This window comes from Polaromonas sp. DSP2-3-2b2 (genome assembly GCF_049895905.1).
GTDB lineage: Bacteria > Pseudomonadota > Gammaproteobacteria > Burkholderiales > Burkholderiaceae_C > Polaromonas.
In genome coordinates this window covers 37,574-59,809 of the sequence record NZ_JAFCTH010000019.1, presented here as the reverse complement: position 1 = coordinate 59,809, position 22,236 = coordinate 37,574, and the positions used below count along the sequence as shown (strand labels likewise).

At 62.6% G+C, this 22,236-nt stretch carries 18 protein-coding genes; 4 read left to right on the top strand and 14 right to left on the bottom strand.

Annotation, left to right across the window (positions count from 1 at the left end):
• Positions 1 to 4: 4 nt before the first annotated feature.
• From ACP7AD_RS14690 to ACP7AD_RS14680, 3 genes are all read right to left on the bottom strand, one after another.
• The gene (locus tag ACP7AD_RS14690) at positions 5 to 1,618 is read right to left on the bottom strand and encodes an ATP-binding protein (RefSeq protein WP_426148489.1); all 1,614 of its coding nucleotides are present in this window, start codon (positions 1,616 to 1,618) and stop codon (positions 5 to 7) included.
• A 105-nt stretch (positions 1,619 to 1,723) separates the two neighbouring features.
• Entirely contained in the window at positions 1,724 to 1,966 is a 243-nt protein-coding gene (locus tag ACP7AD_RS14685) for a PP0621 family protein (RefSeq protein ID WP_426148487.1), read from the bottom strand.
• Entirely contained in the window at positions 1,963 to 2,763 is an 801-nt protein-coding gene (locus ACP7AD_RS14680; protein WP_426148486.1) for a cytochrome C assembly family protein, read from the bottom strand. Before ACP7AD_RS14680 ends, ACP7AD_RS14685 begins: the two co-directional genes overlap by 4 nt.
• 76 nt (positions 2,764 to 2,839) lie before the next feature.
• Between ACP7AD_RS14680 and ffh the strand changes: the two genes are divergently transcribed.
• From ffh to ACP7AD_RS14660, 4 genes are all read left to right on the top strand, one after another.
• Positions 2,840 to 4,198, top strand: a complete 1,359-nt coding sequence (ffh, locus tag ACP7AD_RS14675; RefSeq protein ID WP_426148485.1) for a signal recognition particle protein — start codon at positions 2,840 to 2,842, stop codon at positions 4,196 to 4,198.
• Positions 4,199 to 4,556: 358 nt separating this feature from the next.
• A complete protein-coding gene (locus ACP7AD_RS14670; RefSeq protein ID WP_426166185.1) occupies positions 4,557 to 5,795 on the top strand; it encodes a hybrid sensor histidine kinase/response regulator in 1,239 nt (412 codons plus the stop codon).
• Between the two features lie 2 nt (positions 5,796 to 5,797).
• Positions 5,798 to 6,217: a hypothetical protein gene (locus ACP7AD_RS14665; protein ID WP_426148482.1), complete on the top strand. Its 420-nt coding sequence runs from the start codon at positions 5,798 to 5,800 to the stop codon at positions 6,215 to 6,217.
• Entirely contained in the window at positions 6,214 to 7,701 is a 1,488-nt protein-coding gene (locus tag ACP7AD_RS14660) for an RAD55 family ATPase (RefSeq protein ID WP_426148481.1), read from the top strand. The genes ACP7AD_RS14665 and ACP7AD_RS14660 overlap by 4 nt, the downstream gene beginning before the upstream one ends.
• A 49-nt stretch (positions 7,702 to 7,750) precedes the next feature.
• On the opposite strand, the gene ACP7AD_RS14655 is transcribed toward ACP7AD_RS14660, so the two are convergent.
• From ACP7AD_RS14655 to ACP7AD_RS14605, 11 genes are all read right to left on the bottom strand, one after another.
• Entirely contained in the window at positions 7,751 to 8,902 is a 1,152-nt protein-coding gene (locus ACP7AD_RS14655) for a sensor histidine kinase (RefSeq protein ID WP_426148480.1), read from the bottom strand.
• Positions 8,903 to 9,155: 253 nt separating this feature from the next.
• The gene (gene mdoH / locus ACP7AD_RS14650; RefSeq protein ID WP_426148479.1) at positions 9,156 to 11,141 is read right to left on the bottom strand and encodes a glucans biosynthesis glucosyltransferase MdoH; all 1,986 of its coding nucleotides are present in this window, start codon (positions 11,139 to 11,141) and stop codon (positions 9,156 to 9,158) included.
• Positions 11,117 to 12,694: a glucan biosynthesis protein G gene (locus ACP7AD_RS14645; protein ID WP_426148478.1), complete on the bottom strand. Its 1,578-nt coding sequence runs from the start codon at positions 12,692 to 12,694 to the stop codon at positions 11,117 to 11,119. The genes mdoH and ACP7AD_RS14645 overlap by 25 nt, the downstream gene beginning before the upstream one ends.
• A 202-nt stretch (positions 12,695 to 12,896) precedes the next feature.
• Positions 12,897 to 14,294 carry a sigma 54-interacting transcriptional regulator gene (locus ACP7AD_RS14640; RefSeq protein ID WP_426148477.1) on the bottom strand — a complete coding sequence of 466 codons (1,398 nt, stop codon included), beginning with the start codon at positions 14,292 to 14,294 and terminating at the stop codon, positions 12,897 to 12,899.
• Complete coding sequence (locus ACP7AD_RS14635) at positions 14,291 to 14,968, bottom strand: hypothetical protein (RefSeq protein WP_426148476.1); 678 nt, start codon at positions 14,966 to 14,968, stop codon at positions 14,291 to 14,293. The genes ACP7AD_RS14640 and ACP7AD_RS14635 overlap by 4 nt, the downstream gene beginning before the upstream one ends.
• Positions 14,952 to 16,373, bottom strand: a complete 1,422-nt coding sequence (locus tag ACP7AD_RS14630) for a sensor histidine kinase (protein WP_426148475.1) — start codon at positions 16,371 to 16,373, stop codon at positions 14,952 to 14,954. Before ACP7AD_RS14630 ends, ACP7AD_RS14635 begins: the two co-directional genes overlap by 17 nt.
• Before the next feature lie 31 nt (positions 16,374 to 16,404).
• Positions 16,405 to 17,748 carry a tRNA (N6-isopentenyl adenosine(37)-C2)-methylthiotransferase MiaB gene (gene miaB, locus ACP7AD_RS14625; RefSeq protein WP_426148474.1) on the bottom strand — a complete coding sequence of 448 codons (1,344 nt, stop codon included), beginning with the start codon at positions 17,746 to 17,748 and terminating at the stop codon, positions 16,405 to 16,407.
• A 106-nt stretch (positions 17,749 to 17,854) separates the two neighbouring features.
• On the bottom strand, positions 17,855 to 18,277 hold the full coding sequence (locus ACP7AD_RS14620; protein ID WP_426148473.1) for a hypothetical protein: 423 nt from the start codon (positions 18,275 to 18,277) through the stop codon (positions 17,855 to 17,857).
• An 83-nt stretch (positions 18,278 to 18,360) separates the two neighbouring features.
• Entirely contained in the window at positions 18,361 to 19,662 is a 1,302-nt protein-coding gene (locus ACP7AD_RS14615; protein ID WP_426148472.1) for an acyl-CoA dehydrogenase family protein, read from the bottom strand.
• A gap of 116 nt (positions 19,663 to 19,778) precedes the next feature.
• Positions 19,779 to 21,263, bottom strand: coding sequence for a 4-hydroxy-3-polyprenylbenzoate decarboxylase (gene ubiD / locus ACP7AD_RS14610; RefSeq protein WP_426148471.1), 1,485 nt, complete (start codon positions 21,261 to 21,263; stop codon positions 19,779 to 19,781).
• A 350-nt stretch (positions 21,264 to 21,613) separates the two neighbouring features.
• Positions 21,614 to 22,225, bottom strand: coding sequence for a UbiX family flavin prenyltransferase (locus ACP7AD_RS14605; protein WP_426148470.1), 612 nt, complete (start codon positions 22,223 to 22,225; stop codon positions 21,614 to 21,616).
• Positions 22,226 to 22,236 lie beyond the last annotated feature (11 nt).

Genomic DNA, 22,236 nt, shown 5'->3' with positions numbered 1-22,236 from the left:
TTTTTCAGACAAGGACGGAATCCATGTTCGGCAACTCGGTGCGCACGCGCTGTGAAACAGGATGGAACATAACGAAAAATTCATTTCCCTGGATATTTTCCCGCAGCACCCGCTGGTAACCAATCTGTGCGCCGTAGCGCTCGCACAGTTCGCGGCAGATATACAGGCCCAGACCGGTGGAGCGGCTTTCGGACGAGAAAAACGGCTCGAACAGGTGGGCCTGGACGGTTTCCTCCAGCGGCTGGCCATCGCTCCAGACCGCCAGCCTGGCCTGGCCTAGTGCCACCAACTGGGTACTGACTTCAAGCCCCTGGGCGGCGCCACTGGTGTAACGCAGGGCATTGTCGAGCAGGTTGAGCATCAGGCGCCGCAAATGGTCGTCGTCAAAGCCGACTTCCGTGCCGGCGCTGTCAGTGCGGATACGCAATTGTCCGGATGCCGAATTTTGCCGGGCCCAGTCATTTGTGATCCGCCGTGCCGCTTCATCAAGCCGCACGCAGGTGGTCTGCGGTGCCGGAATCTCCTGCTGCGCACGCGATATATTGAGCACTTCATCGACGATTTTTGCCAGGCGCTGGGCGTTTTGGCCAATCATGCCGGTGAGCTGGCGCTGCCCTGCATCCTGCAGGTCTTCTTCAAGCAGCGCATTGGCCTGTGCGATGGCGGCCAGCGGGTTGCGGATTTCATGCGCCACCGCAGCCAACATGCGCCCCATGGCGGCTAGTTTCTCGATGCGAACACGCGCCTCCATTTCGCGCAGGTCTTCCACAAACATCACGCACAAGCTTTCATGCGGGCCGTCGCTTGAATCGGTCAGGCGGGAACGAACCTGCAGGCGTCTGGCGTTCAGGCCAGGATGGACGAGGCTGATATTGCTTTCCTGTCCCGACTGTTGCGCAAAAGTGTGCTGCATCAGCTCGACCAGCGGTTGCCAGGCTGTTTGCGCAGCCAGCTCGAATGGCGACGGGTAAGAAGTTTCCTGCGCAGCCAGCAGACGCCGCGCCGCAGGATTGGCCGAGCGCACGAAGCCCTGGCCATCCATGACCAGCACGCCTTCGGCAAGCGTGGCAACCACGAGTTCATTGACCTGTATCTGCATGCGGGCAGCCGACTGACTTCTCTTGGCCAGCTTTTCTTCCCGCGCCAGCCGCACTGCCAGCTGGTTGGCAAGCAGGGCTACCAGAAAAAAGCCGGAACCGCTCAGCGCGGCCTGCAAAAGACGCGAGTTGACATCGCCGCTGCCTTGCACGGCACTCCACACGGCATCGGCCAGCAGAACAACAGTGACGCTGGCTGCCGTGCCAAAAGCCAGCAGAATCGGGCCGAGCACCGAAGCCAGCAGCACAGGCAGAGCAAACAGCGGCGTGTAGTTAAGAGGGCTTGCCTGAAAGAAATTGAGCAGCCCGAACGCCATCACATCCACGCCAATGGTCAACACCCACAGGCCGTCAAACGTGCGGGCCGGCGGGCGGGGATACGCCCAGAGCCGCACGGCCAGCGTTGCGCCAAGATAGGCGATACACACCGCCAGCGTCCAGTGGTTCAACGGCGTACCCAGGGCCTGGAGCGCCTTCTGCAAGATGACCAGCACGGCTGCGATGGCGACGCGGGCATTCATGAACACCCCCCACAGGCGACCAAAGGAGCCCCGCGCAGTTTCCGACTCCCAGGCGCCAGCCGCGTTTTTCGCTGTGTTTCGCCAGAACAGCACTGGCCGTCTCATTTAGGCCCCGGCCTCACGACGGTGTGCTTCGCTGCAGTAAAAGCCGTCACGACCAATCAGGGCTTCAGACTTGGGCAGGTGAACATGGCAGACACCACAGGCGACCATTTCCGTCATTTCTTTTTCCTCTGAAGACTTGCTGTGGGCGCGACGCGGCTGCGCTGCCTTTTTCTGACTCGGCCGGCCGCTGCGCCAGAGCCAGAAAACCACCAATATCAAAAGAATGACCAGTAAATACTTCATGCCCGCCTCAGGATGACTTCAAGCACAAAGCGCGAACCGGCATAGCTCAGCAGCAGCAGGCCGGCGCCCAGGTAGAGCACGCGAACGGCTTTCAGGCCGCGCCAGCCTAGCCGTGCGCGACCAATCAGCAAGCCTGCGAACGCGGCCCAGGCCAGCAGCGAGAAAATCGTCTTGTGGTCCCACTTCCAGCCCAAGCCCGGGCCATACAGGGTTTCGGCAAACAGCCAGCCTACAGCCAAGGTGGCCGACAGCAGCACGAAGCCGGCTTCGACAAACCGGAAGGTCAACCGCTCCAGGGTAAGCAGTGGAACGCCGGCATCACTCTGTTCGGCCTGCCGGATGGAGCGCTCGGCCCGCACCATCAGCCAGCCATGCACGGCTGCAGACGCAAACAGGCCGTAGGAGGCGATGCCCAGGGCCCAGTGCAGGGGCAGCCAGGGCGAGGCAATGACGTGGTAGCTGGTTCCCGGAAAAATCAGCGACAAAATGACGGCGGCGCTGCCCAGGCCGGCCAGCGTCCAGTGCGCCTTGAGCTGCGGAAACAGCCGGCGCTCCACCGCGTACACCGTCAGCACCAGCCAGACTGTCATCGACAGCGCCGGGGCAAAACCAAAGCGTGGCGGCGTGCCCAGCAGCGCCTCGACCAGTGTCAGCGCATGCAGTCCCCAGGCTGCCAGCAGCAGCGCGCGCAGGGCGCCTTCGCCCAGCCGGGGCGTTGCCAGTGCAAGCACCGCATAGGCCGCCGCAGCGCCGGCTGCCGCGCCGAGACCCCATCCACCGCTGAAAGCTAAAATCATTCCTAGAGTTTAGCGCCTGGCCCGGTCCTTTCCGGCCTTTGGCTTCCCCGCAGCGCCCGTTTCAGGACACCATTTCATGGCTACAGCCCTCACCGACAAGTTATCCCGCCTCGTCAAGGAAATGCGCGGCCAGGCCCGCATCACCGAATCCAATGTGCAGGACATGCTGCGCGAAGTGCGCATGGCGCTGCTGGAGGCCGATGTGGCCCTGCCGGTGGTGCGCGACTTCATTGCCCGTGTCAAGGAAAAAGCCATGGGCCAGGAGGTGATGGGCTCGCTCTCGCCGGGCCAGGCGCTGGTCGGCATTGTCAGCAAAGAGCTGGCCGCCACCATGGGCGAGGGCGTCAGCGACATCAACCTGGCCGCGCAGCCGCCCGCCGTGATCCTGATGGCTGGCCTGCAGGGCGCGGGCAAGACCACCACCACCGCCAAGCTGGCCAAGCACCTGATCGAAAAGCGCAAGAAAAAAGTCCTCACCGTCTCGGGCGACGTCTACCGGCCGGCTGCCATCGAGCAGCTCAAGGTGGTGACCAAGCAGGCCGGTGCCGAATGGTTCCCGAGCGCGCCCGACCAGAAGCCGGCCGACATCGCCCGCGCTGCGCTCGACTACGCCAAGCGCCATTTCTTTGACGTGCTGCTGGTCGATACCGCTGGTCGGCTGGCGATTGACGAAGCCCTGATGGCCGAGATCAAGGAGCTGCACGCCATCCTCAAGCCGGTCGAAACGCTGTTCGTGGTCGATGCCATGCAGGGCCAGGATGCGGTCAATACCGCCAAGGCCTTCAAGGAAGCGCTGCCGCTGACCGGCATCATCCTGACCAAGACCGACGGCGATTCGCGCGGCGGTGCGGCGCTGTCGGTGCGCCAGATCACCGGCGCCCCTATCAAGTTCGCGGGCACTAGCGAAAAGCTCGACGGCCTGGAAGTGTTCGATGCCGAGCGCCACGCCGGCCGCATCCTGGGCATGGGCGACATCGTCGCGCTGGTCGAGCAGATGGCCTCGGGCGTGAACATGGCCGAGGCGCAAAAGCTCGCCGCCAAGATCAAGTCGGGCGACGGCTTTGACCTCAACGATTTTTTAAGCCAGCTCCAGCAGATGAAGAACATGGGCGGCTTGGCCAGCCTGATGGACAAGCTGCCGGCGCAGATGGCCGCCAAGGCCGGCGCCATTGACATGGACAAAGCCGAGAAAGACATCAAGCGCAAGGAAGGCATCATCCAGAGCATGACGCCGCTGGAGCGCCGCAAGCCCGACCTGATCAAGGCGACGCGCAAGCGGCGCATTGCTGCCGGCTCGGGCGTGCATGTTCAGGAAGTCAACCGCCTGCTCAATGAATTCGAGCAGATGCAAGGCATGATGAAAAAGATGAAGGGCAGCGGCATGATGAAAATGATGAAACGCATGGGCGGCATGAAAGGCATGCCGAAGTTCTGAATCGCCGGTTTTTAGCTAAAAAGTTGCATTACCGCTTGCCGTGTATAGATATATTGCTATTAAAAAAGTATCTTTTTGTTTTTTTGGCAATTCCTGTGATTGTTGAAGGTGTGTAACCACCTGTCGATGACTTTCAGGCTTCTGGTGGATACGGTCGAGAGGTTTGCTGACTTGACTTTGAGGGGTCTTGCCGCAGAATCGGTCGCTTACTGCTTGAAACTGCGGTTTCATCTGTTGCCGTGTGCAATGCAAAAAATTTTGCATTTGTTCTGGCAAAGAAAGGCAACACAATTTTCAAAAGTGTAAAACCATCAAATGGTTTGCCGAAAGACCGGCAGATTATGAAAGCTGGACAGATATGCCCATCTTGAAAAATCACGGAATTCCTGACGAGCTTGTTCGTAAGCTGCGCGAGGCCAACGAAAACCTGGTCGTGACATCCTTGCGGGCGCAAGACCTTCAGGATCAGGCTGAAGCGGCGGTTCAACGGCAGACGGAATTCTTGTCGATGCTGGCGCATGAACTGCGAAATCCGCTGGCACCAATTTCTATGGCTGCCGACCTGCTGGGAAAAATTTCTTCAGCCCATCCGCAATTGCCGCGAATTCAGCAGATCATTTCCCGGCAGGTTAGCCACATGAAGCACCTGCTTGACGACCTGCTGGATGCGTCGCGGGTCAGCAGCGGAAAAATCACCCTGAAGAAAAACTATCTGCTGCTTGCTGACGTGGTTCGAAGCGCAGCAGAAATCAGCCAGCCCGTGCTCAATAGCCATAATCAGGAACTGATGATCGACCTGCCGCAGCAGCCTGTCGTGATTGACGGCGATGCCACTCGTCTTTCACAGGTTTTTTCCAACCTCTTGATCAATGCCAGCAAGTACTCGCCGCCGGGCAAATCCATCAGCGTGTCTGCCCGCCACAGCGCAGACGGCAAGGTGGCGGTTTCCATCAAGGACCAGGGCGTCGGCATCGAGCCTGATGTTCAGTCTTATATTTTTGATCTGTTCACCCAGGCGCCCCGAACACTTGACCGTTCGGAGGGCGGCCTGGGCATCGGCCTGTCCATGGTTCGCACGCTGGTCGAACTGCATGGCGGGTCGGTTCAGGTGCACAGCGATGGGCTCGGTCATGGCAGCGAATTCGTCGTGGTGCTGCCACTGGTGGCCAAGCCCGACCTGCTCGAAGCCGACCGGGCCGTGCCAGCCCTGCCGGCCAGGTCCTGCCGAATACTGATCATTGAAGACAACGTCGATGCGAACGAAACCCTTAATTTTTGTTTGTCATTCGAAGGGCATAAGGTTGTTTCCGCGTTCGATGGACCTACCGGCCTGGCCATGGCAAAAAAAGGCAATTTTGATGTGGTGATGTGTGACATCGGCTTGCCGGGCATGGACGGGTATGAAGTGCTCAGGCAACTTAAGCCGTCCGACGTGCAGCCTGTGCCCTACTGTATTGCCATGACCGGTTACGACAGCCTGGACCACCGCGACCATGCCAAAAATGCTGGATTCGACAGTTATCTGGTCAAGCCTGTTTCCATCGAGACCTTGCAGGATATTGTTTCAAAAAATTTTCTGGTTGCATCATCTGGATGACGATGGAAAACAATAAAAATTTCCGGCAGCAATTGTTGGAAGCGTCTTTGGCTAGATTTCCCGATGCGGTGGTGCCCACCACCATCTGTCTTTGGGAGCAACTCGCCCCTGAATTGATTTCAATCATTGGCGAGGGCGGTTTCACACCGCTTTATGCACGAAGTATTCGCCTCGCCGGAAAACAGCATGCATGGCTATTGCCTTGCGTCGCAAAGCCTAGCGTCGGCAAACGATTCACCGAACTGGCAGCTTGCCTGCAAGCGGAGGACATCGTGGATGCCCGACAGGCCAGCCTGGATTTATTAACCATTTTTCTCGATGTGCTGGTTTCATTAATAGGCGAGGAGTTAACAATCCACCTTTTGCACTCGGCCTGGGGCAACAAGACCTCCGAAACACCCGCTAAGGATTTTCCAAAATGAGCAAAAAAGTAACCATACGCCAACTGCCAACAGGGGTTGCAGGGCTGGACGAATTGCTGGGTGGCGGTATACCGGAATTTTCTTTCAACCTGATTGCCGGCACACCCGGCTCCGGCAAAACCACGCTGGCGCACCAGATCATGTTTTCGCTGGCAAGCTCTGAGCGGCGCGCGCTGTTCTTTACCGTGCTGGGCGAGCCGCCGCTCAAGATGCTGCGCTACCAGCAGCAGTTTTCCTACTTTGACATTGACAAGATCAACACGTCAATCAAATTCATCAACCTTGCCAGCGACCTGCTGGACGGACAGTTCGAGCGGGTACTGGCCCGGATCATTGAAGAGGTGGAAAGCTTTGGGCCCAGTCTGGTGTTTGTGGACTCATTTCGCTCAATGGTGCAGTCCGCCAAATCAATCAGGGAAGACGGCGCAGGGGGATTGCAGCACTTCATCCAGATGCTTGGCGTACAGATGACCAGCTGGCAGGCGACAACCTTTTTAATTGGTGAATACCTGACCCAGGAAGAAGAATCCAGTCCGGTCTTTACCGTGGCCGACGGAATTATCTGGATGCTGCAGGATGTTCACCGCGATGCCATGATGCGCAAACTGCAGGTTATCAAGATGCGCGGGCAGGCGCAGCGGCCCGGCTTGCATACCTTTCGCATCAACAGCGGCGGCATCGAGGTGTTTCCGCGAGCCATTCTTAGTTATGAAAATAGCCGGAGATCCAGGGTCATCGATAACCTGCGACTGACGATGGGCGTGCCGGCGCTCGACGAGATGATGGGCGGCGGTTTGCCTGCGGGCTATTCCCTCCTGGTGGTGGGACCAAGTGGCTGCGGAAAAAGCATGCTTTCCACTGAATTTCTGGCTGAAGGCGCGCGTCTGGGCGAACCCGGCGTCATTGCTGCTTTTGAAAAGAGTCCCAGCCAGTTGCTCAACGGCCGACTTAAAAATATGGTGGATGCCGGCAGTTTGTCAGTCATCGACACCCAGACGCTCGATTTGTCGATTGACGAAATACTTCACGACCTGATGACCTTGATCAGAAAAAAGAAAGCCAAGCGGGTGGTGATCGATTCGCTGTCGGGTTTTGAGCTGGCGCTGGCGGCGACCTTTCGCGAGAACTTTCGTGAGTCCCTGTACCGGCTGGTTTCAGTGCTTACCAACATGGGCGTGACCGTGCTGATGACCGCCGAACTGGAAGACCGCTATACCGACCTGCGATTTTCTTCGTATGGCAATGCGTTTTTGACAGACGCGATCGTGGCGATGCGTTATGTTGAAATCAACGGACAGTTCAAGCGGGTAATTTCGGTGGTGAAGATCAGGGCAAGCAATCACAGCAAGGACATTTGTCTTTTTGACATCACCGATAAAGGCTTCAAGATCGGCAAGGCGCTGACAAAATACCATGGGATTTTGTCAGGCCAGCCTACCTTGGCAACAAAGTTTGGTGCACGAGGCCTGGACACCGTTGAATGAAGGCAGTGACCAGCCCGTGAAGCTGGCACGGGCCCAGCCGCCAAACTAGCTATAAAGCCTGCCCGGCAGGCTGTATGCGTGGCAACTTGACGGTAAAGACCGTGCCTGATTCCTGATTTGATGTGGCAGTAATGGTGCCACCATGGGCCGAAGTGATTTCCCTGGCAATGAACAGACCCAGCCCCAGGCTGCTGGACGGGGCCCCTTGCTGCTCGCCAGCGTTGACCGACAGTTGAACCAGGGGATCGAAAATGGCCTGGAGCGATTGGGCGGGAATCACAGGACCGTGATTGCACACCTGGACCGTGATTGAATCGGCCTCGCCCAAGGCCGCGATCGTGACCGCGCGCGTACCGTCGCGGTACTGCGCTGCATTGTTGAGCAGGTTTGAAAAGAGCTGCTGCAGGCGCGCGCGGTCGAAAGTGCCCGATAGATCTCCAGATGCCTCCAGCTCGAAGGGACAGTCCGGGTAGCCGGCCTGGGCGTCGTCCAGCGCCGCTTGGCAGATGCCAGTCATGTTCTCGGGGAGCAAGGTGAGCGGAATACCGCTGCCAAGTTGCGTGCGCGCGTATTCCAGCAAGTCGTTGACCATGGCGGTCATGCTGGCCGCGCTTCGTGCCACGCGCGCGCCCATCTCGCGGGTGCCTTCCGTGCCAATGGCAGGCCGCATCAGGTAGCTTCCCGCCAGCTTCATCGTGAACAGCGGGCTGCGCAAGTCGTGCCCCAAAATGGCCAGAAAGGTGTCGCGCGTGCGGTCGGCGTTTTCAGAATACGTCACCACCGATTCAGCCAGCGCCTGGTCCATGGCTTCGTTGAAGCGCATCATGTCGGCCGCGCTTTCTTGCGTGTGCTGTTGCATGTGCGGCATCCACAGCCGCAACACGGTGGCGCGCAAGGCCCGGTATTCGGCCGTGAGCTGGGTCAGCGTGAAGCCGCTGGCCTGGCGCATCGTGCCATGAATCGCCGCAGCGCTTTTTTTGTTGACGTGTTCGTCAAGCTGACCTTTTGACTTTTCGGTCTGCTGTTCTGCCGTCTGGTGCGTGTCAAGGTCAATGACGATTTCCTGCAGGATTTCCCCGGCATGGTCCCGCAGGAGGTGATGCGGCGGGGCAGGCGCTGTCGGAAACAGCGTTCGGGCAAAGGCGTCCCACTCGAAAAGAATTTTCTCAAGATGGTCAGTGATGAACGTGGAGAGTTTCATGGGTCGTTTCGTGTACCCATCAAAGAAGGGCTTGTTGATTTCCGAAGCATTGTCGTCTTGCTGACACAAAGTAGTCAGAAGTTACATTTTATCAATTTTTTTGTTTCTGACGATTTTTAAGCTAACTTAAACCCGGCAAAACAACAACAAGAGCCTGTTTTCATAAGAAAACCGGCTCTCGCGCTTATCCCGCCTTCACCTGCAGCTATAAAAAATATAGCGTTGGCGAAATGTGCCGTAGCGTGCTTGACGCTCAGGCCGCTTTCAGGCGCGGCTTGGCGAACTCTCTAGCATGCAGCCAGGCGCGGCGCAGCACGGCGGGGGAGCGGGTTTCCTCGGGAATCAAGAGGTAGTTCTGCGCCCGCATCGCGGTGCCGACGCCGACCTTGCTGGTCAGCACCGTCATCGGAATCGACAGCAGCAGCGGCAGGCCGACCGGCAGCAGCCAGACCAGCGCGCTGGCATCGATCATGGCAATACCGGCCGCCAGCGCCAAGACCACGCTGCTCATGGGCGCAAGCTGCGCCAGCGCATGGCGCCATGGCACGGCGGCGGCTTCGCGCGGAGGCGATTTCCATTCCAGCTTCAGGCCGGTCAGCGCGATGACGACGAACAGCGAGTGCGCCAGCATGCGAATCGGCGCCTGCAGCAGCGCGATCAGCGTTTCCAGCAGCGCGCTGCGCAGCAGGCTGGCGGTGCCGCCATAGGCTTGCTGCTGGCCCTTGATCAGCACGGCCGCAATGCCCAGGATGCGCGGCAGGAACAGCATGGACAGCGTCCAGGCCCAGAGCGACAGCAGTTCGCCGGGCAGCACATCCCAGTTGCTGACCATTGGCGAGCCCGACAGCCACAGCGCCGTGCCCATGGTCATGAAGCACAGCCACAGCGGCGCCGACAGATAGGCCATGGCGCCGGTGGCGAACATCGAGCGGTGCACCGGATGCATGCCGGGCTCGGCGATCAGGCGCGAATTCTGCAGGTTGCCCTGGCACCAGCGGCGGTCGCGCTGCAGCTCGGCCAGCAGGTCGGGCGGCTGCTGCTCGTAGCTGCCGATCAGGTCGGACACCAGCCAGACGTGGTAGCCGGCGCGGCGCATCAGCGCGGCTTCAACAAAGTCGTGCGACATGATGCTGCCGGCCATGCCGCCCGTGCCCTTGATGTGCGCCAGCGCGCAGTGCTGCATGAAGGGCTCGACGCGGATGATGGCGTTGTGGCCCCAGTAGTGGGACTCGCCCATTTGCCAGAACTGCATGCCCAGCGTGAACAGGCGGCCGGTCACGCGCGAGCCGAACTGCTGCGCGCGCGCATGCAGCGTCACATGGCCGATGGCCTGCGTGGCGGTCTGGATGATGCCGGCGGTCGGGTTGGCTTCCATCAGCTTGACCATGGACACCAGGCAGTCGCCGCTCATCACGCTGTCGGCGTCCAGCACCACCATGTAGCGGTAGTCCTTGCCCCAGCGGCGGCAGAAGTCGGCCACGTTGCCGGCCTTGCGGTCGGTGCGGCGCTTGCGCAGGCGGTAATAGACCTCGATCTGCGGCTGGTTGGGCTGGCTGGCGAGCTGGCCGCGCAGGTCTTCCCAGGCGGCGCGTTCGGCCTTGATGATCGCCGGGTCGTTGCTGTCGGACAGCACGAACACGTCGAAATTTTGCACATGCGCCGTCACCGCGACCGATTCGCAGGTGGCTCTCAAGCCGGCGAACACGGTGCTCACGTCCTCGTTGCAGATCGGCATGATGATGGCGGTGCGTGTGGCCTTGTCCAGCGCGTGGTACTGGACCTTTTTGGCCGACAGGGTATGGCTGTCGCCAAACAGCGTGACGTAAAAACCCATCATCGCCGTCATGAAGCCGGTGACCACCCAGGCCGACAGCAGCGCGAACAGACCCAGCTGGCCGTATTGCAGGAAGGCGTTGTCATACACCGGCTGCATGTCGGCAAACAGCGCCGTCGCCACCACCGTGCTGATCAGCGTCAGCAGCATGAACACCGTGCGGCGGCGCTTGGCGGCATGCTGCCACGGCTCCAGCGCTTCGACGGCTGCCGATGGTTCGAGCGTCTCCCGGCCGGTGAGCTTGAGGACCGGCAGCAGCGCCGCCGTGCCCAGGCTGTTCCAGAAACCGCGCCATGGACGCGGCGCCATCGAACCCCGATGCACCGGCGGCGCCGTGACCGCATTGGGATGACGCTCTTCACGCAGCAGGCTGCGCCGATTCAGTTGGTGATCAGGTTGGTCCATGTTTCGCTCAGGGTTTGGTTGTTGTGTTTGAGAAAGGCGCGCAGTTCAATCGGCTGGGCCGGCTCGGCAGTTTTCAGGCGCTCGACCTGCAGGGTCATGCGCCAGGCGCCGGTGGCCGGGTTGCGGTAGGCCAGGCTTTCAACCACGCGGGCATTGCTGCCAGCGGTGGTGATGGCCTCGACCTTGGCGCCCTCGGGCAGCGCGTCCAGGGCCGGACCGGCGAAATCAACGACAAACTGGATTTGCTGGCCCAGCGCGTCGGCGCCGAGCTTGCTGTAGCCGATGCCGCGGCGCGACTGCGTCACCCAGCCGTTGGGCGGCAACTGCTGGTTCTTGCCCTGCCAGGCGATCTGGTAGGCCAGGTCGAGCGGCTGGCCAGGCGCCGGCATTTTTTCAGGCACCCAGTAGGCGGCCACGTTGTCGTGGGTTTCGTCGGGCGTGGCAAATTGCAGCAGCTCGACCCGGCCGGCGCCGAAGTCGCTGAGCGGTGTCACCCAGGCGCTGGGGCGCTGTTCGTAGCGCGCTTCGGTGTCTTCGTAGCTGCGAAACGCCCGGTCGCGCTGCATCAGGCCAAAGCCTTTAAGGCTTTTCATCTTGAACGACGTGACCAGCGGTGACGCGGGATTTTGCAGAGGGCGCCACAGCCATTCACCTTCGCCCGTCGCGATCATCAGGCCGTCCGAGTCATGCACTTCAGGCCGGAAGTCGCCGGGACGCGGCTGGTTCTCGCCAAAGAAAAACATGCTGGTCAGCGGCGCCAGCCCCAGGGTGGTGACCGGCTTGTCGGTGGGCCGCATGAAAATGCGGGCGCGCACTTCGGTCACGGTCTGCTCGCCGGGCTTGACCTCGAAGCGGTAGGCGCCGGTCATGCGCTCCGAATCCATCAGGGCATAAATCGTCAGCGGCGCGCCTTCGGTGGCGGGCTTTTCCAGCCAGTAGTCGGTGAAGCGCGGAAATTCTTCCTGGCCGGGGCCGGCCGTGTCCACCGCCAGGCCGCGCGCCGACAGGCCGTACAGTTGCCCGGAGCCCAGCGCCCGGAAGTAGCTGGCGCCGGAGAAAACAATCAGTTCGTCCTTGTAGGTCGGCGAGTTCAGGTTGCTGAAGAAGCGCACGCCGCCATAGCCCAGGTCGCCCCAGCTTTTTGGCGACAGCTTGTTCTTGCCAAAGTTGAACCGCGCCGGGTCGTAAGGAATTCGCTTGGCGCCTGCCGGCGTGATTTCATGGACGCGAACTGAATCGCCGTGCCGGCCGACATGAAAGAAGTTGGCTTCATAAGCCAGCTTGTCGGCGCGCCACAGCGTGCTTTCAGGCTTGAAGCGGATGTCGCGGTAGTCGTCGTATTCCATCTTGGCCAGCTCGGCTGGCACGGCATGCGACGCTTCCTTGAAGGGTGTTTTGGCGCGCTGGCTGGCGAGTTTGGCGACATCTTCGAGATTCCATGCCAATGCCGGGCTGCTGCCCAGGGCCAGCACGGCGGCGCAGGCCACGGCTGAAAAAGAGGCCCGCCAGCTTGGCGCGCCGGCAGGTTTGAAACGATGAAAAAAGGCTTGCATGGAATCACTAGGGCAAACCCTGTGCCAGCTTTGAAAAACCTTTTAAAATCAACAGCTTGAACAAGAAAGATGATTTTCTGCAGCGAAAAGTCACCGAAAAAGTACGAAAAACCCGGTTTTTGTCGCCATACAGCGACAACATTCCGGGCTTAATCTAAAAGTTGTTTTAAATCAAGGGCTTAGCCTGTCGCCAGAAAGCGACTCACTCCGGCGACGGCTGCGAGCTGTCGGCCTTGAAGTGGCCGGGCGTGAGGCCGTGCTTTTGCATCAGGCGATAGAACTCGGTGCGGTTGCGGTCGGCCAGCCGGGCGGCGTCGGCCACGTTGCCATCGGTCAGCTTGAGCAGGCCAACCAGGTAGTCGCGCTCGAAACGCTGCTTGGCCTCGGCGAAGGTCAGCACCTGGATGCTTGGCGAGCGCAGCGCCCGCTGGACCAGCGCCAGCGGTACCAGCGGCGTGCTCGACAGGGCGCAGACCTGCTCGACCACGTTGTAAAGCTGGCGCACATTGCCTGGCCAGGCGGCGGTGCCCAAGGCCTTGAGCGCTTCGGGGGCAAAGCCGCTCAGGCGCTTGCCGTACTTGGCCGCCAGCGTCACCAGGAAGTGGTTGGCTAGCAGCGGTATGTCCTCGCGGCGTTCCGACAGCGGCGGCAGGCTCAGGGTCACGACATTGAGCCGGTAGTACAGGTCGGCGCGGAAATCGCCGGCCTCCATGGCAGCATCGAGGTCGCGGTGCGTGGCCGAGATGATGCGCACGTCCACCGGAATCGACTGGCTGGCGCCCACCGGCCGCACCTCGCGCTCTTGCAGCACGCGCAGGAGCTTGACCTGCAGCGCCGGCGGCATGTCGCCGATCTCGTCGAGCAGCAGTGTGCCGCCGTCGGCTGCCTGGAAAAGCCCTTTGTGGTTGCTGACCGCGTCGGTAAAAGCGCCCTTGACATGGCCGAACAGTTCGGATTCGAGCAACGCCTCGGGAATGGCGCCGCAGTTGACCGCGATGAAGGGCTTGGCGGCGCGCCGGCTGGCCTGGTGAATCGCCTGGGCCAGCAGTTCCTTGCCGGTGCCGCTCTCGCCGCGCAGCAGCACGCTGGCATCGGTGGCGGCCACCATGCGGGCTTCGGCCAGCACCTCGGCCATGCGGCTGGAGCGGCTGATGATGCGGGTCTGCCAGGCGTCAAAGCTGCCCTGGCGGGCCGGATGGGCCGGCGCGCTCAGCAGCAATGCCTCGGCAATCTTGTCCAGCAGTCCCTTGCCGTCGAAGGGCTTGGTCAGGTAGGTGAAGACGCCGCGCTCGGTGGCCTCGACCGCGTCGGGAATGGTGCCGTGCGCGGTCAGCAAAATCACCGGCAGCGACGGGTGCAGGGTGCGGATGTCGTCGAACAGCGCCAGCCCGTCCTTGCCGGGCAGGCGCACGTCGCTGAGCACCAGCTGGGGCCGCCTGAGCTGCAGTTCGGTCAGCGCGGCTTCGGCCGAGGTGACGGCCGTGACGCGGTAGCCCGCCGCCGTCAGCCGCATGGTGAGCAGCCGAAGCATGTCGGCGTCGTCGTCAACCACCAGCAGGTGGGCTGCCGTTGGCGAGAGGGGGGCAAGCGCAGGGGTCATGGCGCGGGCGCGTGCGTGCGGCCACGGTTAGCGGGTGCCGACGCAGCCGGCGCGGCAGCGCGGCTGGTCAGGCTGCGTTCAATCGCTTTGAGCGCTTCCAGGCGTTCATTGGTCTGGTCGAGCCGGCGCTGGACCTCGCGGGTTTGCTGGTTCTGTTTTTCCAGCAGGTCTTCGATGCGGCGCTGTTCGCCATAGCGGGTGGCCAGCAGGCGGGCCAGCGGATGCAGCGCCTGGGCTTCGGCGTCGGGATTGGCCAGCAGGCGCGTCAGCAGGTCTTGCGCCCGTATCAGCTCCGGCGTCTGGCGCTGCTGGCTGAGCACGATGGCCAGCTGCAGCTGGCTGACCGGGATGTAGGGATTGCCCAGCCGCGCGACCTCCTGGTTCAACTCCGCAGTGGACATCGAACGGACCCGGTCTGCAAAGGCCAGCACCCGGACCACGGCGTCGCGCTCGGGCGCTGGCGCCATGCCCGCCGAAGGCGCGGACGGCGCCGCTGCGTTGCCATTGGCTGCGGTGCTGCTGGCGGGCGCCGCCGGGGCCGGCGCTGCGGACTGAACGCTTGGCGGCGGTGCGACCAGCGAGCAAGCCGCCAGCAAGGAAGCCGCCAGCACGGCGCCGGGCAGGCGCAAGCCAATCCGGCCGAAGCGCGCAAAAAATTCAGCTCTTGTAAACATGGGGGAACTCGATTCTGAAATGGGAGCCCGCGTCCTGCGGCAGCAACTCGATGCGACCGCCGTGCGCGGCGATGTATTCCTGCACGATCGACAGCCCGATCCCGCTGCCGCGAACGCCACCCTCCGGCTGGCGCTCGCCCCGGTAAAAGGGCTCGAAAATCCGTTCCTGGTCCGCTGGCGCGACACCGGCACCCTGGTCCTGGATGTCGATATGCACCAGGCCTGGCTGCTGGCTCAGTGAAAGTTCAATGGTACCTTTGAGCGGCGAATAGCGGATGGCGTTGGACAGCAGGTTGGCGAGCGCGGTACCGATTTTTTCCGGGTCCACCTCCATTTTGAGCGGCTCGCCGCTGATGTTGACCGTCAGCTCCCGGGCACGCCACTGCAGGCGCTGCGCATCGACCTGGTCTTCGATGAGCTGGAGCAGGTCAACCGTTTGCCGGCGCAGCTGGCGCGCCTCGAAAGCCGCTGTGTTGAAGCGCAGCAGATCTTCGATCTGGCTTTGCAGCACGCCGGTGTTGTGCTTCAGAATTTGCGCGATTTCACGCTGGTCCGGGCTCAGCGGGCCGGCCACGCCGTCTTCCAGCAGCGACACGCCTTCGCGCAGCGACGCCAGCGGGGTCTTGAGTTCATGCGAGATGTGGCGCAGGAAGCGCGACTTGTCGGCGTCGAGCTCGCTAAGGCGCAGGCGCAGCCAGTTCAGCCGCTCGCCGACCAGCGCCAGGTCGGCCGGCCCGTTGATGGCAATCACCTCGTCCAGCCGGTTCTCGCCCAGGCCGACGATGGCGTTTTCCAGCCGCTTCAGGGGCCGGGTGAACCACACGCCGAAGGCCAGCGCCATGAAAACCGCCAGAACGATCGCCCACGTGATTTGCTGCGCCAGGTGCTGGCGGCTGGTTTCGAGCTTGTCTTGCAGTGACCGGTTGCGCTGCTGGATGGCTTGCTGCACCTGCACCGCGATGGCGGTGTTGATGCTTTCCAGTTCGCGAAATTCCTGCGCCAGCTGGTGCTCGCGGTCCAGCGCCGTGTCCAGCGGGCCGGTCAGCAGGTCGAGCATGGTGTCCAGGTGCGCGCGCCAGGGCCGCTCCCGGGCGGCCGGAATTTCTTCCTGCGCCAGCCGCGCGAGGATGGTGGTGGCATCGCGGGCTTCGTCGCGAAAGCGCTGCCGCAGGATGCGGTCATCGAGCACCACCGACTGCCGCGAGCTGCGCTCCATCGACACGCTGCGCTCGCGCAGCGACTGCGCCGCGCCGCTCAGGTCCAGTGCGCGGGCTGCGTTGTCGCGGCTTTGCAGTGTCAGGTCTTCTAGGGCGAACAGCGCTCGCAGCGACGCCGCCCCGAGCAGGGCGGCAATCAGCAAAAAGGCAATCACCAGCAAGGGCCGGAATGAGAACCGCTGCAGCATGGGCTTGGAAGGCGGGTGCGGGAAGGCGGTCTCAGGCCGCAACGGCGTCGCTCTGCATCAGGACTTCACCGCGCAGGGAACGCTGGCTGGTTTCGGTGATTTTCACATCGACCATCTGGCCGATCAGGCGCGGCTGGCCCTTCAAAATCACGACGCGGTTGCATTCAGTGCGGCCCATCAGTTCAGTCGGGTCCTTGCGCGCCGCACCCTCGACCAGGATGCGCTGGACGGTGCCGAGCCGGCTGGCGCTGATGGCGCGCACGCTGTCGTCGAGCACCGCCTGCAGGTGCTGCAGACGGCGCAGCTTGACCTCGTGCGGCGTGTCGTCCGCCAGGTTGGCGGCTGGCGTGCCGGGGCGCGGGCTGAAGATGAAGCTGAACGAGGTGTCGTAGCCGACGTCGTTGACCAGCTTCATCAGCTTTTCAAAATCGTCCTCGGTTTCGCCCGGAAAGCCGACGATGAAGTCGCTGCTCATCGCCAGGTCGGGCCGGATGGCGCGCAGCTTCCTGATCGTGCTCTTGTATTCCATCGCGGTGTAGCCGCGCTTCATCGCCATCAGGATGCGGTCCGAGCCATGCTGCACCGGCAGGTGCAGGTGGTTGACCAGCTTGGGCAGGCTGGCGTAGGCGTCGATCAGGCGCTGGGTGAATTCGTTCGGGTGGCTGGTGATGTAGCGGATGCGCTCGACGCCGGGAACCTCGGAAACGTATTCAAGCAGCGTGGCGAAGTCGGCAATCTCCGCCGTGCCGCCCATGGTCCCCCGGTAGGCGTTGACGTTTTGGCCGAGCAGCGTGACTTCCTTGACGCCCTGGTCGGCCAGGCCCGCGACTTCGACCAGCACATCCTCGAACGGCCGCGAGACCTCCTCGCCGCGCGTGTAGGGCACGACGCAGTAGCTGCAGTATTTGGAGCAGCCTTCCATGATGCTGACGAAAGCGCTGGCGCCCTCGACCCGGGCCGGCGGCAGATGGTCGAACTTTTCGATCTCGGGAAAGCTGATATCGACCTGCGGCTTGCCGAGCCGGGCGCGGCTGGCCAGCAGTTGCGGCAGCCGGTGCAGCGTCTGCGGGCCGAACACCACATCGACATACGGCGCACGCGCAATGATGGCCGCGCCTTCTTGGCTGGCGACGCAGCCGCCGACGCCGATCAGCACGCCCCTGGCCTTCAGGTGCTTGACGCGGCCGAGGTCGCTGAAGACCTTTTCCTGCGCCTTTTCGCGCACCGAGCAGGTGTTGAACAGGATCAGGTCGGCTTCGTCGATGTCCTGCGTTGGCTCGTAGCCCTCGGCGGCATGCAATACGTCGCTCATCTTGTCCGAGTCGTACTCGTTCATCTGGCAGCCGAAGGTTTTGATGAAGACTTTTTTACTCATGAAGTACTACTTAATTGATAGCTGGCTACGCCCGTGTTTATTGCGCAGGAGCCTGATTTGATTGATAAATTCTGGAAATGACGGCTGGCCGGCCTGCGGCGGCGCGTCAGGGTTTCGTGACGGTTGCTGTGGTCTCAGGGGTCGTGTTGCTGCCAAAGCTGAACCACGAGGCCTTGGAGTTGGGGCGCTTGAGCTTTATTTCTTCGCTGTTCAGGATCCAGACTTCATGGACATTGCCGGCGCCTTCGCGCAGGTAATTGACCACGACCTTCTGGTTGACCAGCGCGCCCGACATGACCAGCAGGTTGCTGGCGTCGCGAATGCGCGCGCCTGGCGACAGCCGGTCGGGCTTGCCGTCCAGCGTGATGACGGGCGGCGTGGTCACGATCATTTCACCGCGCAGGGCGGCAACCGGAAATGTCCTGGCGACGGGTTTGAATTCTGTGGCGCTCTGCGCGCTGGCGGGCAGCGTTGCCGATGCGGCCAGGATGAAGAGGGCGCCGAGGAGGTGCGAGGTGCAGCGGTTCATGGTGTGTGTCCAGAGGCTGTTGGGAACGAATCTTTTTGCCAGGCTGTTGCGCCTGCAAAGCCCTCAAGTGTAGCCGCTGGACTTCAGCGAATGCGCGGTTCGGCCTGCAGTTGCCCCGGCGTGGTGAACCAGGCACTGGAGGCGCCCATGCGTGCGCGCGCCTGCGCCAGTTCGTGGCGCGCCACGCTGCGAAGGTGCACCTCGTCGGGTCCGTCCATCAGGTGCAGCGCCCGGCCCCAGGTCCAGAACTGCGCCAGCGGCGTGTCGGGCGACAGCCCCATGGCGCCGAACACCTGCATGGCGCGGTCCACCACCCGGGTTTGCAGCCGCGCCGCCACCACCTTGATGGCGGCGACCTGCGCCCGCGTGGCCTTCACGCTGGCCGCCTCGCCCTGGTCGAGCAGCCAGGCGGCATGCAGCACCAGCAGCCGCGCCTGGTCGATCTCGATGCGCGACTCGGCAATCCAGTCCTGCACGTTGGAATAGTCGGCCAGGTACTTGCCAAAGGCCTGGCGCTCCAGCGTACGCTCGGTGGCCAGCGCCAGCGCGAGTTCGCACTGGCCGATGGTGCGCATGCAGTGGTGGATGCGCCCGGGCCCAAGCCGCGCCTGCGCCATCGCAAATCCGTCGCCCCAGCCGCCGAGCAGGTTTTCGGCGGGCACACGCACCTCGCGCAGCAAAATTTCGCAGTGGCCTTCGGGTGCATGGTGATGCAGCACCGCGATATTGCGCAGCACCTGCACGCCCGGGGTCGCCAGCGGCACCAGCACCAGGCTGTGCCGGTGGTGGGGCTCGGGCGCATCAGGGCGCGCGCTGGGTTCATCATCGTTGCGGCACATCACGATGAGCAGCCTGCACTGCGGATGCGCCGCGCCGGTGATGAACCATTTGCGGCCGCAGACCACGAGTTGGTCGCCCTCACGCCGCACGGTGGTTTGCAGATTGGTCGGGTCCGAGGAAGCCACGTCGGGTTCGGACATGGCGAAGGCCGAGCGAATCTGGCCTTCGAGCAGCGGCGTGAGCCACTGCGCACGCTGAGGGGCGCTGGCAAACCGGTGCAGCAGCTCGATGTTGCCGGTGTCGGGCGCGCTGCAGTTGAAGACTTCGGCGGCCCAGGGCAGGCGGCCCATGGTTTCGGCGAGCGGTGCGTAGTCGAGGTTGGACAGTCGGGTGCCGGGTTCGTCCTCCTTCAGGCCGGGCAGGAACAGGTTCCACAAGCCTTCCTCGCGGGCCAGGCTTTTGAGGTCTTCGAGGAAGGGCGGCGGGTAGAGTCCGTCCTGCACCGCGCGGTGCCAGGCCGGGTTGTAGGGAAGCAGGTAGCGCTGCAGGAAGGCTTCAAGGCGCTGGTTGAGCTCTTGCGCTTTGGGGGAGTGGGCAAAGTCCATTGTTCATTGTCGAAGTGGTTTGAAAATCTGTCAGAACGCAGGTGACAGGTGTAGCTTTGCCGGGCAGTGCATATGACGCACTCGTATTCTGAGCGCTGCAACCTGCTGGCGGCAGATTACAAGCCGAGCGACTCGAACAGGCGGTCCATGCGCTCCTTCACATCCGCATCCATGGTGATGGTGCGGCCCCATTCGCGCTGGGTTTCGCCGGGCCATTTGTTCGTTGCGTCCAGCCCCATCTTGCTGCCCAGCCCGCTGACCGGCGAGGCAAAGTCGAGGTAGTCGATGGGCGTGTGCTCGACCATCATGGTGTCGCGCGCCGGGTCCATGCGGGTGGTGATGGCCCAGATCACTTCACGCCAGTCGCGCACATTGACGTCGTCATCGACCACGACGATGAACTTGGTGTACATGAACTGGCGCAAGTGGCTCCACACGCCCATCATCACGCGCCGGGCATGGCCGGGATAGGCCTTCTTGATGCGCACCACCGCCATCCGGTAGCTGCAGCCTTCGGGCGGCAGGTAAAAGTCAAGGATTTCCGGGAACTGGCGCTGCAGCAGCGGAATGAACAGCTCGTTCAGCGCCATGCCGAGCACGGCCGGCTCGTCGGGCGGCTTGCCGGTGTAGGTCGAGTGGTAAATCGGATCGCGCCGCATGGTGATGCGGTCCACGGTGAACACCGGGAACTCGGCCTGCTCGTTGTAGTAGCCGGTGTGGTCGCCGTACGGTCCTTCGAGCGCATGCTGGTAGCCGGTCTTGTGGCTGGCGTCGGGATAAATATGCCCTTCGAGCACGATTTCGGCTGAAGCCGGCACCCGCAAGGGGACGCCCAGCGCTTTCACGACCTCGGTGCGGGCGCCGCGCAGCAGGCCGGCGAACTGGTATTCGGACAGGCTGTCGGGCACCGGCGTGACCGCGCCCAGGATGGTCGCCGGGTCGGCGCCCAGCGCCACGGCGACGGGATACGGCTGGCCCGGATGCGCGAGGCCATGGTCGCGGAAATCCTGCGCGCCACCGCGGTGCGCGAGCCAGCGCATGACGAGCTGGTTGCGTGAGAGGACTTGCTGGCGGTAAATGCCCAGGTTTTGCCGCGCCTTGTGCGGGCCCTGGGTGATGACCAGGCCCCAGGTGATGAGCGGGGCGATGTCTCCGGGCCAGCAGTGCTGGACCGGCAGGCGCGCCAGATCGACGTCCTGGCCTTCCCAGACGATGTCCTGGCAGGGGGCCGAGCTGCGTTCCTTGGGCGCCATGTTCCACAGGGTTTTCAGCAGGCCGCCCATGCCGAGCATGTCCTTGAAGCCCTTGGGCGCTTCCGGCTCCTTGAGCGCGGCGAGCAGTTCGCCGAAGGGGCGCAGGCCCTGCAGGTCGGCCACGCCCATGGCGCGCGCCACGCGGTCCGGGGTGCCGAACAGGTTGGCGAGCACCGGCATGGTGTGGCCGGTGGCTTGCTCGAACAGCAGGGCCGGGCCGCCGGCGCGCAGCACGCGGTCGCACAGGGCGGTCATTTCGAGGTACGGCGAGACCGGCTGCCTGATCCGGCGCAACTCGCCGGATTGTTCCAGCTGGGTTATGAAGTCGCGCAGGTCTTGGTAGGGCATAGTTTTTGAGGAAAAAGTGGCTCTTGCGCTTGCCGCGTATGCGCTGGTAGCTATTGTTTTTGTAGCCCTTCGGCTTTGCATGGTTTTGCTGGCCGGGTATTCGCCCCGGCGGGCGACTCACTTTCTTTGCTTCGCCAAAGAAAGTAAGCAAAGAAAGGCGACCCGCAGTCTGGGTCCCTTCGCTGCGCTACGGGCAACCTGCGCTGGGCAAGCAAAGCGGGGGTCTCGTGCAAACTCGCCTTCGGCTCAGACAAGCACGAGCCCTGATCCCGCTTTGCTTGCCCAGCGCAGGCCCAGCCAGGACGGGTGGGGAAACGGACACGGGGTTAAGGCGCGGCCGCCTTTAATTACTACGCAGCCTCGGCCAGTTCCACGCCCTCCCAGCGGCGCGCCAGGTTGTGCGGCACATCCAGAAGGTCCAGCGCGCGGGCCACGCTGTGGTTGACGATGTCGCCGATGGACTGGGGGTGCAGGTAGAACGCGGGCACGGGCGGGCAGATGATGCCGCCCATTTCGGTCACGCTGAGCATGTTGCGCAGGTGCGTGATGTGCAGCGGTGACTCGCGCACCAGCAGCACCAGGCGGCGGCGCTCCTTGAGCATGACGTCGGCAGCGCGTGTGAGCAGGTTGTCGCTCAGGCCGTGCGCCACCGCGGCCAGCGTGCGCATCGAGCACGGCGCAATCACCATGCCGCTGCAGGCAAAGGAGCCGCTGGCAATGGCCGCGCCGACGTTGTGCACATCATGCACATGATCGGCCATGTCTTCGATGTAGCTGCAGTCCATGTCCAGCTCCAGCTCGATGTTGCGCCAGCCGGCGTCGGACACCACCAGGTGCGACTCAATGCAGGGGGTATCACGCAGCACCTGCAGCAGGCGCGCGCCATAGACGGCACCGCTGGCGCCCGAAATGGCGACGATGATGCGGCGTGGCGCAGAAATGTGGGTGAAGGCGGTGCTCATGGGGCAGCCGG